Annotated in this window: 15 protein-coding genes; 8 read left to right on the forward strand and 7 right to left on the reverse strand. The window is 67.7% G+C overall.

Annotated elements, in window-relative coordinates:
- Positions 1-151: 151 nt before the first annotated feature.
- The 4 genes from OXU43_02225 to OXU43_02240 form a co-directional block, all read right to left on the reverse strand.
- Entirely contained in the window at positions 152-406 is a 255-nt protein-coding gene (locus tag OXU43_02225; GenBank protein ID MDD9823977.1) for a MoaD/ThiS family protein, read from the reverse strand.
- Positions 407-529: 123 nt separating this feature from the next.
- Complete coding sequence (locus tag OXU43_02230; GenBank protein MDD9823978.1) at positions 530-1,798, reverse strand: NAD(P)/FAD-dependent oxidoreductase; 1,269 nt, start codon at positions 1,796-1,798, stop codon at positions 530-532.
- Between the two features lie 31 nt (positions 1,799-1,829).
- Positions 1,830-3,701, reverse strand: coding sequence for an aldehyde ferredoxin oxidoreductase family protein (locus OXU43_02235; GenBank protein ID MDD9823979.1), 1,872 nt, complete (start codon positions 3,699-3,701; stop codon positions 1,830-1,832).
- A gap of 18 nt (positions 3,702-3,719) precedes the next feature.
- Entirely contained in the window at positions 3,720-4,196 is a 477-nt protein-coding gene (locus tag OXU43_02240) for a 4Fe-4S dicluster domain-containing protein (protein ID MDD9823980.1), read from the reverse strand.
- Between the two features lie 107 nt (positions 4,197-4,303).
- On the opposite strand from OXU43_02240, the gene OXU43_02245 reads away from it, so the two are divergent.
- The 8 genes from OXU43_02245 to OXU43_02280 all read left to right on the forward strand — a co-directional run bounded on the left by OXU43_02245 (position 4,304) and on the right by OXU43_02280 (position 11,306).
- On the forward strand, positions 4,304-5,164 hold the full coding sequence (locus OXU43_02245) for a hypothetical protein (GenBank protein ID MDD9823981.1): 861 nt from the start codon (positions 4,304-4,306) through the stop codon (positions 5,162-5,164).
- Positions 5,165-5,232: 68 nt separating this feature from the next.
- Complete coding sequence (locus OXU43_02250; protein MDD9823982.1) at positions 5,233-6,180, forward strand: PQQ-dependent catabolism-associated beta-propeller protein; 948 nt, start codon at positions 5,233-5,235, stop codon at positions 6,178-6,180.
- Positions 6,181-6,222: 42 nt separating this feature from the next.
- The gene (locus OXU43_02255) at positions 6,223-7,095 is read left to right on the forward strand and encodes a DUF3450 domain-containing protein (protein ID MDD9823983.1); all 873 of its coding nucleotides are present in this window, start codon (positions 6,223-6,225) and stop codon (positions 7,093-7,095) included.
- Positions 7,092-8,423, forward strand: coding sequence for a MotA/TolQ/ExbB proton channel family protein (locus OXU43_02260; GenBank protein ID MDD9823984.1), 1,332 nt, complete (start codon positions 7,092-7,094; stop codon positions 8,421-8,423). Before OXU43_02255 ends, OXU43_02260 begins: the two co-directional genes overlap by 4 nt.
- 3 nt (positions 8,424-8,426) lie before the next feature.
- The gene (locus OXU43_02265; GenBank protein ID MDD9823985.1) at positions 8,427-8,942 is read left to right on the forward strand and encodes a MotA/TolQ/ExbB proton channel family protein; all 516 of its coding nucleotides are present in this window, start codon (positions 8,427-8,429) and stop codon (positions 8,940-8,942) included.
- Positions 8,942-9,349: a biopolymer transporter ExbD gene (locus OXU43_02270; protein ID MDD9823986.1), complete on the forward strand. Its 408-nt coding sequence runs from the start codon at positions 8,942-8,944 to the stop codon at positions 9,347-9,349. Before OXU43_02265 ends, OXU43_02270 begins: the two co-directional genes overlap by 1 nt.
- A gap of 22 nt (positions 9,350-9,371) precedes the next feature.
- Positions 9,372-10,043 carry a TonB family protein gene (locus tag OXU43_02275; GenBank protein MDD9823987.1) on the forward strand — a complete coding sequence of 224 codons (672 nt, stop codon included), beginning with the start codon at positions 9,372-9,374 and terminating at the stop codon, positions 10,041-10,043.
- A 15-nt stretch (positions 10,044-10,058) separates the two neighbouring features.
- On the forward strand, positions 10,059-11,306 hold the full coding sequence (locus OXU43_02280) for a tetratricopeptide repeat protein (GenBank protein ID MDD9823988.1): 1,248 nt from the start codon (positions 10,059-10,061) through the stop codon (positions 11,304-11,306).
- Here OXU43_02280 and OXU43_02285 read toward each other — a convergent pair.
- The 3 genes from OXU43_02285 to OXU43_02295 form a co-directional block, all read right to left on the reverse strand.
- Positions 11,274-12,215: a serine/threonine-protein kinase gene (locus OXU43_02285; GenBank protein MDD9823989.1), complete on the reverse strand. Its 942-nt coding sequence runs from the start codon at positions 12,213-12,215 to the stop codon at positions 11,274-11,276. The two genes, OXU43_02280 and OXU43_02285, sit on opposite strands and share 33 nt — an antisense overlap.
- Before the next feature lie 393 nt (positions 12,216-12,608).
- Positions 12,609-13,997: a surface lipoprotein assembly modifier gene (locus OXU43_02290; GenBank protein MDD9823990.1), complete on the reverse strand. Its 1,389-nt coding sequence runs from the start codon at positions 13,995-13,997 to the stop codon at positions 12,609-12,611.
- 82 nt (positions 13,998-14,079) lie between these two features.
- A complete protein-coding gene (locus OXU43_02295; GenBank protein ID MDD9823991.1) occupies positions 14,080-15,390 on the reverse strand; it encodes a hypothetical protein in 1,311 nt (436 codons plus the stop codon).
- Positions 15,391-15,550: the final 160 nt, after the last annotated feature.

Raw genomic sequence — 15,550 nt, forward strand, 5'->3', positions numbered from 1 at the left:
AGCGCGAAGCGCGCGCTTGTTATGCTGGATTCCCGCCTGCGCGGGAATGGCGAGGGGGGGCATGGGAATGGCGGAGTAAGCTTTAATCAGAATGTCCCTAAAGGCATGTCCGCGGCAGGCGATGCGAAATGCCGACGATTTAACGAACGATTCAACGAATTTTGGGCCAGACGGAGAGGGTGTCTCCTTCTTGCAAAAGGGAACGGCCGCGCTCCGTCGGTTGCAGATAGACGCCGTTCAGCAGGACCATGTGCGCCAGCTGCTCGGGCACTTGAAAATCGTGGATCACTTGATCCGGGGTCGCGTCGTCGGCCACCTCAAGTTGTGCGGTGCGATCCCCCCGCCGCGCCTCCGAAGGGAGATACGCGCCGAGGGTGGCGTACAGCTTCAGCCGAATGCGCTTCATGACCGCCGCACGCCGCCGCAGCGCGCCACGGCCCGGTTCATGGACTCCTGGGACTCCTGGGACGCTTGGGCCTCCCGGGCCCCCCGACCGGCAGGACTAGAGTACCGCCGGCGGCTGCCCGGCTCATGACAGCAAAACCTCGGCGTTATGCCCGATCGCCTGCGTACGCGCGAGGTATGCCTCCATGATGCGGGTCGGGTCCTTGAGCAGGTGATCTTTCCACTCGCCGAGGCGCAACCGGGTCTGCAACAGGCCGCGCAATACGCCCACGTGTTGCGTCCAGCCCAGGGCCTGGGCGCCGACCAGGCGGTCGCCGTCGAATTGCAGGTTCAGATAGCGATAGCGCTCCGGGGCGCAAAGCCGGGCGCAGTCGCCGCCCTCTTTGCCCATCCACAGACCGAAGGAACTGGAGACCAGGCCCATGGTGTCGAGCACGTTCATGTTGACGCTGCCCTGGTGCGGCACCTGGCGACCGCACATGTTCATGGCCGCCAGCCTGCCGTGGTCGGCGGCGGTGGGCTGGATCGCCTGCACGCTGTACTCGCCGGTGGAGAAGTCGCGCCCCTGGCAGACGTCGCCGGCGGCGTAAATCCCCTCGCAGCTGCTTTGCAAATACCGGTCCACCCGCACGCCCTGATCCGTCTCGATGCCGCTGCCCTCCAAAAAGCCGATGTTGGGGCGCACGCCCACGGCGCAGATCACCAAATCGGCGGGCAGCGTCTTGCCGTCCGACAACTGCACCGCCAACCCGGAATCGGCGCGCTCGATGGCCTTGGCCTCGGTGCCGGTCAGCACCTGCACGCCCTTTTCCTCGCACCACCGCTTGAGCAGATCGCCGGCGGTATCGTCCAGCATCCGGGGCACCATGCGCTCTTCCCGCTCGACCACGGCGATCTTGAGTTTGCGCCGCGCCAGCGCTTCCAGCAGGATGCAGCCGATAAAGCCCGCCCCCATCAGCACGACCCGCGAGCCGGGTTCGGTGCGCTCGATAATCTCCCGGCTGTCCCGCAAGGTCCAGCCGTTCAGCACGCCCGGCAAATCAATGCCCTCGATGGGCGGCTGCAAGGGCGTGGCGCCGGTGGCAATCAAAAGCCGGTCGAAGGCGAGTTCGCCGTTGCGCTCCAGATGGAGCCGCTTCCCGGCGGCGTCCACCCGGGTCACGCGATCGTTGACGACCTCGATGCCGTGATCCCCGTAGTGCCCTTTCTTATGCCGCAGGTGGGTGCCCTCCTCGCCGATCTTGCCGACCAGGTAGTACGGGAGGGCCATCCGCGAATAAGGAGGCTCCGGCTCGTCGCCGATGATAGTGACGGCGTTGCGCGCATCCATGCGCCGCAATGTCTCCGCGGCGATGACCCCGGCGGGACCGGCACCGATGACAATATGCCGCATCTCCGGAAGCCTCGACCCGGGCCAGGGCGGCCTAGGCGCCGAGCCCGCCGGGTTGCAGTCCCAGCCGGGAGCGGGTATCCGAGGTGGGGACGCCCTTCTCGTCCCAGCCGCGCACCTGGTAGTACTCCGGGAGCATATCGGCCAAACGGTTGACCTTGCCCTTGGCGGGGCCGGTGGCGGCGGCCTCCTTGACCAGCCGCTCGGGCAGGCGGTCTTCGCTGCCGTCAACGCCGGCGGCCAGGTTAAAGTCGCGCTCCAGATTCCAGATGCGCTCGCCGACCTCCAGCAACTTCTCCGCCGTCCAGTTGCCTTCGCAGGCGCCGTCCAGCTGCGGCGCGACATCTTCCATGGTCCAGGCGAAGGTGGCGAAGGCGCACAAGCCGGTGGAGTCCACCGCCGCGGCGGCATCCTGAAATGCCTTCGTCAGGGCGGCTTTGCCCTCCGTGGCCAACGGGTCGGTCTTCTCCGGGATGCCCATGATCTCCGAGGCGACGGTGTAGCCGCGCAGGTGGCAGGCGCCGCGGTTCGAGGTAGCGTATGCCAGGCCCATGCCCTGGATGCCGCGCGGGTCGTAGGCCGGGAATTCCTGGCCCTTCACCGTCATGGACAACTCGGGGCGGCCGTACTTCTCGCACAGGCGCTTGGAGCCCAGGCCGATTTCCCGGCCGAAGCCCTCGCCCCGGGCGGCGAGCTCGGCCACCTTGCACATGGCCTCGGCGGAGCCGAAGCGGAGATCGATGCCGCCGGTCTCTTTCTTGGTGATCGCGCCCTCCTCGTACAATTCCATGGCCGCCGCGATGGTGGAGCCCAGGGAGATGGGGTCCATCCCGTCCTCGTTGCACAGGAAATTGGCGTAGGTCAGGGCCTCCAGGTCGTCAACGCCGGCCGCCGAACCCAGCGCCCAGGCCGACTCGTATTCCAGACCGCCGCCCGCGCCCCAATACTTGGGACTGTTCTTGACGGTGAAGTGGCCGTTGTCCATGCGCGAGATGCGCCCGCAGGCGATGGTGCAGCCGTAACAGGCGGCATTGGTGACCAGATTGGCCTTGCCGTCCGTCTTGCGCGGCTCGTGCATGGCCTCGCCGGAGATCTTGCCGGAGCCCTCGAACTGCACCTCCCGCATGTTGCGGGTGGGCATGGCGCCCACCTCGTTGATGATGTTCATCAACACCTGGGTGCCGTACTTGGGCAGGCCGGCGCCCGTGACCTCGTTGTCGGCCAGCACCTTCTTGCCGTCGTTCACCGCCTTCATGAAGGCCTTGGGGTCGCGCAGGTTGCGAATGCCGCGGGTGCCGCGCACGGCCACGGCCTTCAGATTCTTGGAGGCCATCACGGCGCCCACGCCGGAACGGCCCGCCGCCCGGTGCAGATCGTTGACGATCGAAGCATACAGGCAGCCTTTCTCCGCCGCCCGGCCCACCGCCGCGATACGCAGCAGCGGGTCCTGGTGGCGCTTGTGCAACCAGGCATCGGCCTCCCACACCGAAAGCCCCTGTATCTCGTCGGCGGGCAACAGCTCGGCGCGCTCGTTCTCCAGATAGAGATAGACCGGCTTGGGCGATTTGCCCTCGAAGATAATCATGTCCCAGCCCGCGTGCTTCATCTCCGCCCCGATGAGTCCGCCGGAGTTGGAACAGGCGACGGTGCCGGTCAGCGGGCTCTTGGTCACAACCGAGTAACGGCTGCCGGTAGAGGCCATGGTGCCGGTCAGCGGACCGGTCACCATGAACAATTTGTTCTCGGGCCCCAGGGGGTCGCAGTTCGGGGACACTTCCTCGACCAGGTAGCGGGTCGCCAGGCCGCGCTGGCCGATATAATCCATGGCCCACTCCATGTTCAGGGGTTCGTTGCTAACCTTCCCTTTCGTCAGGTCAATCCGCAGTACGTTCTTCGTCCAAGCCATTTTCGACTCCTCCTGGCGTCAAGCGCCGTCGCTGCCGGAAAGTTCGCGGGCCGCATGAGAGCGCATCCGCTCCAGCCCGGTATGATCCGCATCCACATAGGTAATCGCCTGCGTCGGGCAGGCCTTGGCGCACTCCGGATCGCCGCCGCAGAGGTCGCACTTGTACACGACTTGCGTCTCCTGGCTATAGTTCACCGTCCCGAAGGGACAAGCGATGGTGCACACTTTGCAGCCCACGCAGACATCGTCCAGCACCTCCTTGGCGCCGGTCTCCTCGTTGATCACGATGGCCTCCACCGGGCAGGCGTGCATGCACCAGGCCTCGGCGCACTGGGTGCAGGTGTAGGGGACAAAACGTCCCTCCTGGTGAAAGGGGAAGATCTTGATCCGGGAAGCGGAAGGGTTGAAGGCCCCCTCCGCCTGGTAGGAACAAGCCATTTCGCACTGCAGACAGCCAGTGCACTTTTCCGGTTCTATTTGCAGAGACTTGAGCATTTGCAACCTCCTTGCGCCACGCTACCGTAACGCTACCAAACACTCTCGCAACCCTCCGCCCCCTCTTGCGGCATCCCGGGCGATACCGGCAGGCCTTACAACCGCCGATGGGGTGGATTATAATCCACCCCGAACCCATGGTCAACCGCTTTGCAATTGTCTTCGCCGCGCCCGTTATCGCCGCCCTGTTGCCGGCGTTGCCGGCCGCCAATGCCGCGCCCGCTACGGGCGAAACCCTGGTCCTGGCCTATGTCGGCGGCAAAGACGCAAGCGCCCACCTGGGGGCGCGCCAGGGCACGGCGGAGGCGAACCTGCAGGGGCGGTTCCTGGGCCACAGCTACCGGCTGGAGCACTACCGCGACGCCGCGGAGGCGGCCTCGGCAGCGCCGCTCGCCGTGTTGGCGGCAGTGGACCGGGAACAATTGCTGGCGCTGGCCGACGCCTTCCCCGGCGTCCCGGTATTCAACCTGTCGCTGGACGAAGACGCGTTGCGGGCGCAGTGCCGCGACAACCTGCTGCACGTGCCGCCCAGCCAGGGCATGAAGCGGGACGCCGCGCGGCAATGGCGGCGCGTCCATCCGGATACGGCAGGGGCAGCGGGCGCCGCCTGGCACCCCCGGTTCGTCAAGTTCGCCGCCCGCGACCTGAACAAGCGCTACGCCAAGAAATTCCAGCGCGAGATGGACGACGATGCCTGGGCCGGCTGGGCGGCGGCGAAGATCGTCTCCGAGGCGGTAGTGCAGGAGGGCCTCGATAAGCCGGCGGCCCTGTTGCGCAGGCTATGGGACGGATTCTTCTTCGACGGGCAGAAGGGCGCCGCGCTGAGCTTCCGCGCCACCGGCCAACTGCGCCAGCCCGTGCTGCTGGTACAGGACGGGGACGGCCAATTGCTGGGAGAGGCGCCGGTACGCGGCGCCGCCCGGCCTGGAGACCTGGACAGCCTGGGGCGCGCCGACTGCCCCAAGTAACGAACGCGCGCCGTTCCCCGCAAGATTTGCTTTTTGTCCCCCGCTTGATTCGACTGGAGGTAACAACCATGCGCCAAACCTGCACCGCCTTCGCCCTGTGCATCCTGGGAACCGCCGCGGCGGCGGAACCGACGCACCGCATATTCGTCACCAACGAGCGCGGCAATTCGATCAGCATAATTGACGCCCGTTCCCTGGAGGTGACAGACACCGTAGAGGTAGGGAAGCGCCCCCGGGGGATCGGATTTTCGCCGGACCGCAGCGAACTGTACGTAGCGATCAGCGAAGAGAACGCCATCGCCGTGCTGGACCCGAAAACCCTGGAAACCAAAAGGAAATTCGAGGCCGGCTCGGACCCGGAGACCTTCGCCGTGCATCCCGACAACCGTATCTACATCTCCAATGAGGACGACGCCAAGGCATCGGTTTACGACCCGACCACCGGGCAGCGCATCGCCGAGATCCCCGTCGGGCTGGAGCCGGAGGGCGTTGCGATCTCCCCCGACGGCAAACTGGTCATCGTTACCAGCGAGTCCAGCAACATGCTGCATGTGATCGGAGTGCCCGAACACCGCCCCATTGCCAACATCGTGGTCGGCGCGCGGCCCAGGGCGGCGACCTTCAGCCGCGACGGCACCCTGGCCTACGCCAGTTCGGAGATCGGCGGCCAGGTCGTCAAGGTGGACATGCGGGAGCACAAGATCGTGGCCAGCTCCGCCCTGGGGAAAGAATCCAAGCCCAAGGACGTGCTGCTCAGCAAAGACGAAAGCCTGCTCTACGTCGCTGGCGGGCGGGCCAACCGAGTCTTCGTGCTGCGCGCCGACACCCTGGAGGTGCTGGAGAGCATCCCGGTAGGCAAGCGCACCTGGGGGCTGGCTATGTCGCGTGACGGCAGCCGGTTGTTCACCACCGACGGGGTAAGCGGCACCGTCTCGGTCATAGACACCGCCCGCAACGAGACAATCCGCACCATTCCCGTAGGCAAGTTCCCCTGGGGACTCGCCATTGACGACTGAGTCCGCCGGGGCAGGCCGGGCGGGCGGACCGTCGGCGCCGTCGTGAGGCGGGGGCGGCGGCCCGCCCCGCTGTACGCACTGATCGGGACGCTGATCCTGCCGGTCGCCGCCGACGCCGACACGGAAACGCTGGCTGCCGCGATCCGCGAGCGGGTCAAGGCCCAGGAAGCGGCGCAAGACTCGCAGCAGCGCATTGAGCGCCTGGACGACGAGACCCGCGAGCTGCGCCAACAATACCAGGAGGTCCGCGCCGAACTCGGCGCCCTGCGCAGCTACCACGACCAATTCGAACGCCTGATCGGCGGCCAGGGCCGGCGCTTGGCGTCGGTGCGCCGCCAACTGGTCGGCGCCGAGGCCACCCGCCGCGACCTGATCCCGCTGCTCGCCGAGATGATTGACACCCTGGAGGAGTTCATCGCCCTGGACCTCCCCTTTCTCGCGCAAGAACGCGGCGCCCGCATCCGCGAACTGCGGGCGCTGCTGGACCGGCCGGATGTGTCCCTGCCCGAGAAATACCGCCGCGTCATGGAGGCGTATCGGGTCGAGATCGAATACGGCAACCGGCTGGAAGCCGGGCCGGGCCTCGTGGAACTGGCGCAGCGAACGGTGACCGTGGAATTGCTGCGGGTCGGCCGGCTGGCGCTGTACTACCAGACCCTGGACGGAAAAAGTTGCGGCCGCTGGGACCGGGAGCAGCGCCGGTGGCAACCGCTGCCGGCGCGCCATAACCGCGACATTGCCGAAGCCTTGCGCATCGCCAAACGGCAGGCGCCGCCAGACCTGTTGCGCCTGCCGTTGCCCGCCATCCGGGAAATCCCCGAGGACGCACCGGGAGGCGCCCCCGAGAGCGCCCCCGAAAGCGCCCCAAGCGGAGCCCCCGGGGGAACCGGGGACCAGTCCGGGGACCAGTCATGAGGCGCGGCCTGCTGGCCGGCGCGGCATGGTGGCTCCTGGCGGAACCGGCAGCGGCCGGCGAACTGGAGGAACTGCTGCAACGGGCGCGGCAACAGGGCATGCAGGAGCAAACCGAACAGCGCGTCCGCGAACAGGACTTCGCCACGCGGCAGCTGCGCTGGCAGGAACGGCTGGAGAAGGAACGGGCCGCCCTGGAAAAAGAGCGGGAACGGGGCCGCCTGCTCAAACGGGAATACCAAAGCCGGCAGGAATTGCTACAGACCCAGGAACGGCAGCTGAAGAGGCAGCTCGGGACGCTTGGGGAACTGCTGGGGGTAACGCGCCAGGTCGCCAGCGACATCGGCAGCCTGCTCGATTCCTCCCTGGTCTCGGCCCAGCGCCCCGGGCGCGCCGCGACGGCGCGCAAGCTGGCGGACGGCGAGGAACTGCCCTCCGTACCGGAATTGCGCGCCCTCTGGCTGACGGCTCTGGAGGAAATGGTAGCAGCCGGCAAAATCGTACGCTTCGAGGCGGGGGTGATCGGTACCGACGGCGCGCGGGCGCCGCGCCAAGTGACCCGGGTCGGCGTCTTCAACGCAGTCGCGGAGGGCCGCTTCCTCCAATACCTGCCGGGCGAACAGCGGCTGAGCGAACCGCCGCAGCAACCTTCTCCACGGCAGCAGCGGATGGCCCGCATGCTGGAACGGGCCGCGGACGGCCTGCATCCCTTTCCCCTGGATCCCACCCGCGGCACCCTGCTGGCACTGCGCGTCCACGGTCCCGGGCTGGGGGCGCGGTTACGCCAGGGGGGAAGCATCGGCTACCTGATCCTCGCCCTGGCGGCGGTCGCGGCGCTGCTCATCGCCGAACGCACGGCCACCCTGGGACGCATGCGCCGCCGTATCCAGGCGCAACTCGGACAGCCCCCCCGGCCCGACAATCCTCTGGGGCGGGTATTGCTCGCCTGCAGCGATCCAAAAGAGGACGAGGACGGCCTGCCCCACCGGCTGGAAGAGGCGCTGCTGCACGAATCGCCGCTCCTGCGGCGCGGTCTCGGCACCCTGGCCGTCCTGGCCGCGGTCGCCCCGCTACTGGGGCTGCTCGGCACCGTTGTAGGGATCATCGAGACCTTCCAGTCCATCACCCTATTCGGCACCGGCGACCCGCGGGTCATGGCGGGGGGCATTTCGCAGGCGCTGGTCACGACCGTGCTGGGACTGCTGGTGGCCATCCCTGCCCTGCTGGCGCACAGCCTGTTAAACAATCGCAGCAACGGCCTTCTGGAGTTATTGGAACGCGAGGGAATGGCACAAGTGGCCACCCGCTTCGGGGGCAACGAGGCGACCTAGGCCATGCTGGAACCGCTGCAAGACTTCCTGGAACGGGGCGGACCGGTACTGACGGGCATTCTGCTGGTCTCCACCTTTATGTGGTTCTCGATCCTGGAGCGCGGCTGGTACTACCGCTTCGGCCACCCGCGACGGCTGGCCGAAGCCCTGCGCCGGTGGCGCGAACTGCCGCCGCTCCCGACCCGGGCGCGGCAATTGCGGCGCCGGGTCCTGTTGGCGCAACTCGACAACGCCCTGGACGCGCGGCTCGCTACCGTGCGGACCTGCACCCACATCCTGCCGCTGCTGGGGCTGCTCGGCACCGTCACCGGAATGATCGCGATCTTCGACGTAGTCGGCGCCTTCGGGACCGGCAACCCGCGCGGCATGGCGGCCGGGATCTCCCGCGCCCTACTGCCCACGACCGCCGGACTGGTCACGGCACTGGTCGGCATCGCTTGCCTTGCCGCCCTGCAACGCCGCGCCGCCGGCCACCACCAGCAAACCCGCCGACTGTTGGCGCAGGACGGGCAACGCTGATGCGCTACCGCTCCCGCGGCTACCAGGGCCCTGGCGGCGACATCAATCTGACGCCGCTGATTGACCTGGTGTTTATCCTCCTGATCTTTTTTCTGGTAACCGCTTCCTTCGTCAAGGAATCCGGCATCGAGGTGGACAACCCTACGGCGCATACCAGCGTGCGCCAGGAACGCGGCAACCTGGTCGTATCAATCACCGCCGAGGGGGAATTCTGGATCGGCGGGCGGCAGGTGGAGCGGCGACTGTTGCGCGCCGAGATCGGACGCCTGCAGGCGCAGAACCCGGAAGGCACCCTGATCATCGCCGCCGACCGGAAGGCACGCACCGACTGGCTGCTCGAGGCCATGGACCAGGGGCGGCTGGCCGGCGTCAAGCGCATCGCCCTGGCCGCCGATCCCGGAGATTAGCGGCCGCCGACGCCGGATGCGGATGACCGCCGCCGTCAAAAAACTGTTGCCGCTTGCCCTGCTCGCCCTGGCCGCGGGGATCAACCTGTTGCTGCTCGCGCTCGTGCAACAACTGACGCGGCACGAGAGCCGGGCCGTCCTGCCTCCCGCCACGGCCTTCCCGCTCGAACTCCTGCAGTTGCCGCAACGCCCCGTCGCACCCCCGCCCGTTGCCGAATCGCCGCCGCCGCAACGACCTTCCAAACCGCCGCCGCCGCCCGTGCCGGCCCCGCCGCAACCGGCAGCCGAACTCTCGCTACGCGCGCTCCCGGCGCAGCCGCTGCCGTCCCCGGGCGCCCCGGCGCTGGAACTGCCGCGCCTGCGCGCCGCCGGCAGCCCGTATCTGCCCGCGGCGGCAACGCCTCCCCCGGCGCCGGCAACGCCATTGGGGCCGTCCCTGGTCCCCGCCATCAGGGTCGAACCCGTTTATCCGGCATACGCCCTTAGCGCCGGCCTGGAAGGCGAGGTAACCGTGGAATTTCTGGTCACCCCGGAGGGCCGGGTGACGGAGTTGCGGGTCGTCAGCGCCGTGCCGCCGCAAGTCTTCGAGCGGGCCGTGCTACAGGCCATGCGCAGCTGGCACTTCGACCCTGGCAACCTCGGCGGGCAATCCCGGCGCATGCAACAGGAATTCCTCTTTCGTCTGCAGGATTGAACGCTGGCCACCATCGTGCAATGGCGCCCGGCCGCGCTCTGTTGGCTGTTCTGGCTGCCGGCCGCCGCGGCCGCCGAAGAGCAGCTCGTGTCCGGGCGCGTACACCAGGAGCTAAGCGCCGCCCACGCCGCCCTGGAGCGGGGAGACGCCGCGGAGGCGGCACGGACCCTCGAAGAAATCTCCGACACAGAGGGATTGACTCCCCTGGAACGCGCCAGCATCCTCCAGTCGCTGGGATACGCCTACCATGCCCAGGAGCGGCCGGCGGCCGCGGCGGAGGCGTTGCTTGCGGCGCTGGCCCTGGAGGCCCTGCCAGCGGCCACCGGGCGCAAACTCCGCTACCAGGCGGGCAGGCTGCTGCTCCAGGCCGGGCGCCACCGCGAGGGCATCGCCGAGTTGGAACGGTGGCTGCCCACCGAGCCCGCTCCCAAGGCCGAGGATTACCTGGTGCTGGCCCTGGCCTGGTACCGCCTGGAAGGCTACCGCGAACTCATCCCCTATATCCGCAAGGCCTTAGCCCGCAACGCAGAGCCGCCGCGCGCCTGGCGCGAATTGCTGCTGGCCGCCTACCTGGAAACACAGGATTACCGCAACGCCGCCCAGGCGCTGGAAACGCTACTCGCGGCCCACCCCGGCGAAGCCGCGCTATGGCTGCAGTTAGCCTCCCTGTACCAGAGCTTGCAGCGGGAACACGAGGCGCTGGCCAGCTACGAACTTGCCTACCGGCTCGGCCCGCTGGACACAGAAGACCTGGAGCGTCTGGCGCAACTCTACCTGCGCCTGAACCTGCCCTACCGCGCCGCCAGCCTGCTGCACCGGGAATTGGGAGCGCGGCTGCCGGAAACCCGGGCGCGGCTGGAGTTGCTGTGGAACGCCTGGTTGGCGGCACGGGAACCGGGACGGGCCGCCGCCATCATGGAGCGGGCGGCCCGGCAGGACGAAGAGGCCGCTTTGTACAGAATGCTGGGACAGACATACTTCGGCATGGGGCGCTGGCGGGACGCGCGCACGGCGCTGGAACAGGCCCTGCGCCTGGGCGTGGATGCCGCCGCGGAGGGAGAGACCCTGTACTCGCTGGGGCTCGCCGCCTGCAATGACGGCGCCGTCGAAGACGCCTTGGCCGCCCTGCGCCGGGCAACCGCCCACTCCTCCACGCGCAACGCCGCCCGCGCCTGGCAGGGCTACCTGGAACGGGAGCCCCGCCGTTGCCAAGCCGCGCCCGCGAAGGAACTACCGGCTACTGCCCCCGACTTTCCCCACTGAGTATTTTTGCAGGGCGCGGATCAACTCCCCCGCCGTCTGGTAGCGATCGTCGGGCGACTTCGCCAACAATCCGTTAATCAAGTTCTGCAATGCGTTCAGCCGCACGGGCAGGCGGGGAATATCGGAGTGGATGTGCTGGTAGATGATCCCGGACGGGGTGCGCGCCCGGTAGGGACGCTCCTGGGTCATCAGTTCGTACAGGATAATGCCGGCGCTGTAGAGGTCCGAGCGCACATCCACCTTCAGCCCCTGCCCCTGCTCCGGGCTCATGTAGTAGGGAGTCCCCAACACCTGGCCGACCATGGTCAATTGCTCATCGGAACTTTCGTTCACCTGTTTGGAGATGCCGAAATCGGCCAGCACCAGGGTGTCGTCGCTGCGAAACATCAGGTTCGCCGGCTTGAGGTCCCGGTGCACCACGCCCACGCTGTGGATAGCCGCCAACCCGCGCGCCAGGTGGTCCATGTGACGCAGGGCATGTTGCGGGGGAATGCCCATCTTGACCCGCTGCCGCAGATCTCCGCGGGAGAAGAATTCCATGGCAATATAGCCATAGTCGTCGGTAAAGCCCTGGTCGTAGATCCGCACCACATAGCGGCTCCTCAGGTCGGAGATCAACTTGGCCTCCCGGACAAAGCGCTTGACCAGGACGTCGTCCTTGCGGCGGCGGGTATCCAGGATCTTCAGCACCAAAGTAGCGCCGTCCGCGTTGCGCTTGGCCAGGTAAACGCGAGACATCGCGCCCTCCCCAATCATGCGCAGGAAACGGTAGCCGCGGCCGCCCTCGCCCGCCTCGCCCGCCTCGCCGGCCGCCGGACGCGGCGACCGCAGCTGTCGCAAGCGCTGCAGGTCCTGAGCAATCTTGCGGATACGGGCCTGCTTCTGCTGTTGGGCCTCCGGGACACTCATGGAACTATAGACTCTCCAGCCTCCCTTCCCAGTCGCATTATACTCCTCCCCCGAAAACGGCGAAACGGACACACTGTGGCCCGCTCAAGATGACGCAGGAGAGGTATTTTAGGGGCGCGCGCATCGTTAGGGAATGGGGTGGACCCTGAATATTGCAAAACGCCGGCCGGTGGGCCAGTTCCCGGTTGCCGGCGGCCAAGTCGGCGAGCGGCAAGCCCGGCGGCAACTGGCAACGGATTCCGGGGCCGTAAAGTCCCCGTCAAGAAAGAAAATCTCCTTAGGGAACCGGCACATATGGCACTCGGGGGAATGGCATGGCAGGAGCTGTCGCAGCCGAGGCGGCTACGCTCTTCCCCGCCGCCGGGGGAACGCCCGGGCCGCCCCGGCACGGGATTAAAACGCCTGCCTGACACCGAGTTCCAACAGGTTGCGCCGGTAGTCGTAGAAGCCGATATTGGAGCGGTTGCGGATATGAGAGAAAGACAGCACCGGGGTAAAGCCCCTTATATTGAGGGTGCGCAGACTGAACCGCAACGTGGCGATCCAGGTGCGGTCGCGGCGCTCCCTGGCAAAAAGCGGATGCGGTCGGTCGTAGCGCGTGTCCGTGCCCTGCACCTCCGCGCCAATGCCGAGGCCCTTGGCAAAATCGCGGTAATAGCCGGCGCCGATATTCGGCGCCCGGTTGCGCAGCCACGGGGCGCGCGGGAGTTGGCGCGTGTAATTGAGCCACAGCGAGGAAAAGCTCACCAAACTGGCGGCGAAGCGCCAGCTCAACCCGGCGGAGTAGATGTCGCCGTCAAAGCTCCTGTCGCGGTCGTGAAAAAGGCGCTGCAATTCCAGGCGGGCGCTGACCCGGCGCCGCGGCGTCGCCAGGCGGTTGCCGTCCAGGCGCAACCCGAAAGAGCGCCGGTACGGAGCGCCGCCGTAATAGCGGCGGGAAACGAACGACGCGGCGCCGGCCTCGCCGCCGGCAAACAGAACCCGCGGCCCCAGCGCCGTTTCCAGCGTCATGTCGTCGAAGGCCCGGCCCCCGTATTCGCGGCGCAACGCGCGGCCCGACCAGGCGAGGCGCAGCCTGTCGCGCAGCCGCCAGCGGTACGAACCGCCCAGACTCATGTACGCGCCGATGCCGCTGGTCTCCTGCGCATCTTCGGACAGCAGAAACGGCAGGCCGCCGATGGTCACGGTGCGCGAAGAAGGCGCCCGGTTGATATTGCTGTCGGGCAGGAGCGCGAAGCTGAAATCCAGTTCCCAGGCGCGGCGGCTGCGAATAGCGCCCAAAAACGCCCGGATGTTGCGCGCCACCGGGGCCGGCGGTCGGGCCGCCAGCACCCGCTCGAATTGACGCCGGGCGGCGCGGTCGGAGCGGGGGCTGTTCTTGAGAAACAGGGCGCGGGCCAGTTCCAGGCGCACCCGCAACAGGCCCGGGCGCGCAACGAGGATGGCGTTGAAAATGCCGGCAGCGCGGTCGTAATCGCCGCGTCCCAGGGCCGCGAGGCCGCGCAGAAAAGCGATGGCAGTCGCATCCGCCTCCGGCGCCCGGGCGGCGGCATCCAGAAGCAGCTCCGCCTCGCCGAAGCGCCCGGCGGCGATCAGATCGCGGGCAAGGTTCAGGGAATCGCGGTAGTCGCGGGGCGCCTGCGCCGCCGCCGCACCCGCCTGCCGCAACGCGGCGGGCCCGTGTCGGTCGGCCTCCGCCCCGGCAGCCATTGCCGAAAACGACGCGGCGAGCGGGGCGATGCAAAGCAAACGGAACCGCACGCGCCAGGCGGTCCCGTTCACGAGCGGGCGCCGACCTGCGCCCTGCCCCGGCCGACGCGCCGTATCTCGTCTCTGGGAGATGCGTCTTTAGCGCGCCGGCGGATCAGTCTTTCCAGGCGCCGAAGCCGCCGGCCACGTCCAGATTGGCGCTTCCCTGCATCCCGTCGGCACGGCTAGCCGTGGCGCTTACGCCCCAGGTGCCGCCGATCGCGGGCGGGGCTGTTCTGGCGCCGTCATTGCCGAAGAAGCGGCCGCCCCACCTGCCGTCCGTCACCCGGTAATTGAATCGTTCAGCAAGCGGGATTCGCGTGTCATCCGCGATGCCTGTAACCATGCCATCGAATTCGAATGCTCCGTTGTCGCCGCCGCCCAACTGCGCCGCACCCAGGGTCACTGTCGTCCTGCGCTGCGTGTAACTGCTGCCGTCAAAACCCTCGCCCAACCCGGACAAGTCGAATCTGAGATCGCTGATCGTGCCGGACACCATGCTGGTAACGAAGTTCGCGGTCAGGTCCACTACGCCGAACAGCAGGGATGCGGGGCGACCCCCGTCGCCAAAATTAGTCACGGCCCAACCGAGGGTGTGCCCGCTATAGGTCGCGGATCCCGTGTCAGGGAGAGTGTCGGTGGTTTCCATTCCGTCCGAAAAAACGCCCAGTACACTGGCGCCCACGGCGACGCCCACGATGCCCCTGGAGACGTTCCCGCCATTGGGCACATAGGCCCAGGCGCCAAAAGTCAGGTACTCATCGGCGGCTCTGGCATCGAAGCGGTCGGTCAACAAGGCCACGCCCAAGGCGCCGCCCTCCGAGGTCACGACTCCGTCATCGTTCACGTCGCCGCGCACCAGGCTCCGGTACGAAATATCGCGGCCCTGGGGATGAGCCACCCTTCCCAGGTCGTCGTTGAATAACGCTGCGCCGCCGCGAAAATCCACGCGCGCATCCATGTCGTCGGCGCTGTGGGCCGGAATCTGGTCGCTGGGCAGCCCCTGGCCGGTAACGGTCGCCGTCACGATCACGTCATTACCCGCGGCATCGGCGTCGCGAACCTCCGTACTGCCCTGCGTTCTGCCGTTGATGCTCTGGGAACTCTGCGTGACGCTGCCAAAGAGCGGCTGGGTCCGCGCGACAGCCCGGATCCGCTCCTGCGTGGGGTTGGCCGACGCAGAGGCCCCGCCCCCGCCGCCGCAACCGCCCAGTCCCGCGCCCAGGCAGAGCGCGACGGCCAACGCGCCGCCGCGCCGCCAGCCCGCCCCCGGCGCGAAGCGCCCCGCACGTGCGGGAATCGTCCCGCCGCCCCACAGTATCGCCGGGGGCATCACCGGGTTGCCCGCACCGTTGCCCGCGACGTCCCGGCCCGTTACCGCACCGGACGCCGACTCCAGACCCAAGCCTGCCGCCCTTATGTTCATTACCCTATCCTCCACGAAATCCAGTCACAGCGCCTCGGCTACCGGGGCAATTATAGCCGATGCGAAGCCCTCAAACCGTCCATCGCTCCCCCCATCGCTCCCTTCCCATCACTCCCCCCTTGAGGGGGAGTCGGCAAGACGAGGGCGCAAGCCCGATGTC

Source organism: Gammaproteobacteria bacterium (assembly GCA_028817255.1).
Classification (GTDB): domain Bacteria; phylum Pseudomonadota; class Gammaproteobacteria; order Porifericomitales; family Porifericomitaceae; genus Porifericomes; species Porifericomes azotivorans.

Bases quoted from the DNA above. Each gene is read 5' to 3' on its own strand.
- OXU43_02225 (MDD9823977.1), bottom strand. From the start codon at position 406: ATGAAGCGCATTCGGCTGAAGCTGTACGCCACCCTCGGCGCGTATCTC.
- OXU43_02230 (MDD9823978.1), bottom strand. From the start codon at position 1,798: ATGCGGCATATTGTCATCGGTGCCGGTCCCGCCGGGGTCATCGCCGCG.
- OXU43_02235 (MDD9823979.1), bottom strand. From the start codon at position 3,701: ATGGCTTGGACGAAGAACGTACTGCGGATTGACCTGACGAAAGGGAAG.
- OXU43_02240 (MDD9823980.1), bottom strand. From the start codon at position 4,196: ATGCTCAAGTCTCTGCAAATAGAACCGGAAAAGTGCACTGGCTGTCTG.
- OXU43_02245 (MDD9823981.1), top strand. From the start codon at position 4,304: ATGGGGTGGATTATAATCCACCCCGAACCCATGGTCAACCGCTTTGCA.
- OXU43_02250 (MDD9823982.1), top strand. From the start codon at position 5,233: ATGCGCCAAACCTGCACCGCCTTCGCCCTGTGCATCCTGGGAACCGCC.
- OXU43_02260 (MDD9823984.1), top strand. From the start codon at position 7,092: ATGAGGCGCGGCCTGCTGGCCGGCGCGGCATGGTGGCTCCTGGCGGAA.
- OXU43_02265 (MDD9823985.1), top strand. From the start codon at position 8,427: ATGCTGGAACCGCTGCAAGACTTCCTGGAACGGGGCGGACCGGTACTG.
- OXU43_02270 (MDD9823986.1), top strand. From the start codon at position 8,942: ATGCGCTACCGCTCCCGCGGCTACCAGGGCCCTGGCGGCGACATCAAT.
- OXU43_02275 (MDD9823987.1), top strand. From the start codon at position 9,372: ATGACCGCCGCCGTCAAAAAACTGTTGCCGCTTGCCCTGCTCGCCCTG.
- OXU43_02285 (MDD9823989.1), bottom strand. From the start codon at position 12,215: ATGAGTGTCCCGGAGGCCCAACAGCAGAAGCAGGCCCGTATCCGCAAG.
- OXU43_02295 (MDD9823991.1), bottom strand. From the start codon at position 15,390: ATGAACATAAGGGCGGCAGGCTTGGGTCTGGAGTCGGCGTCCGGTGCG.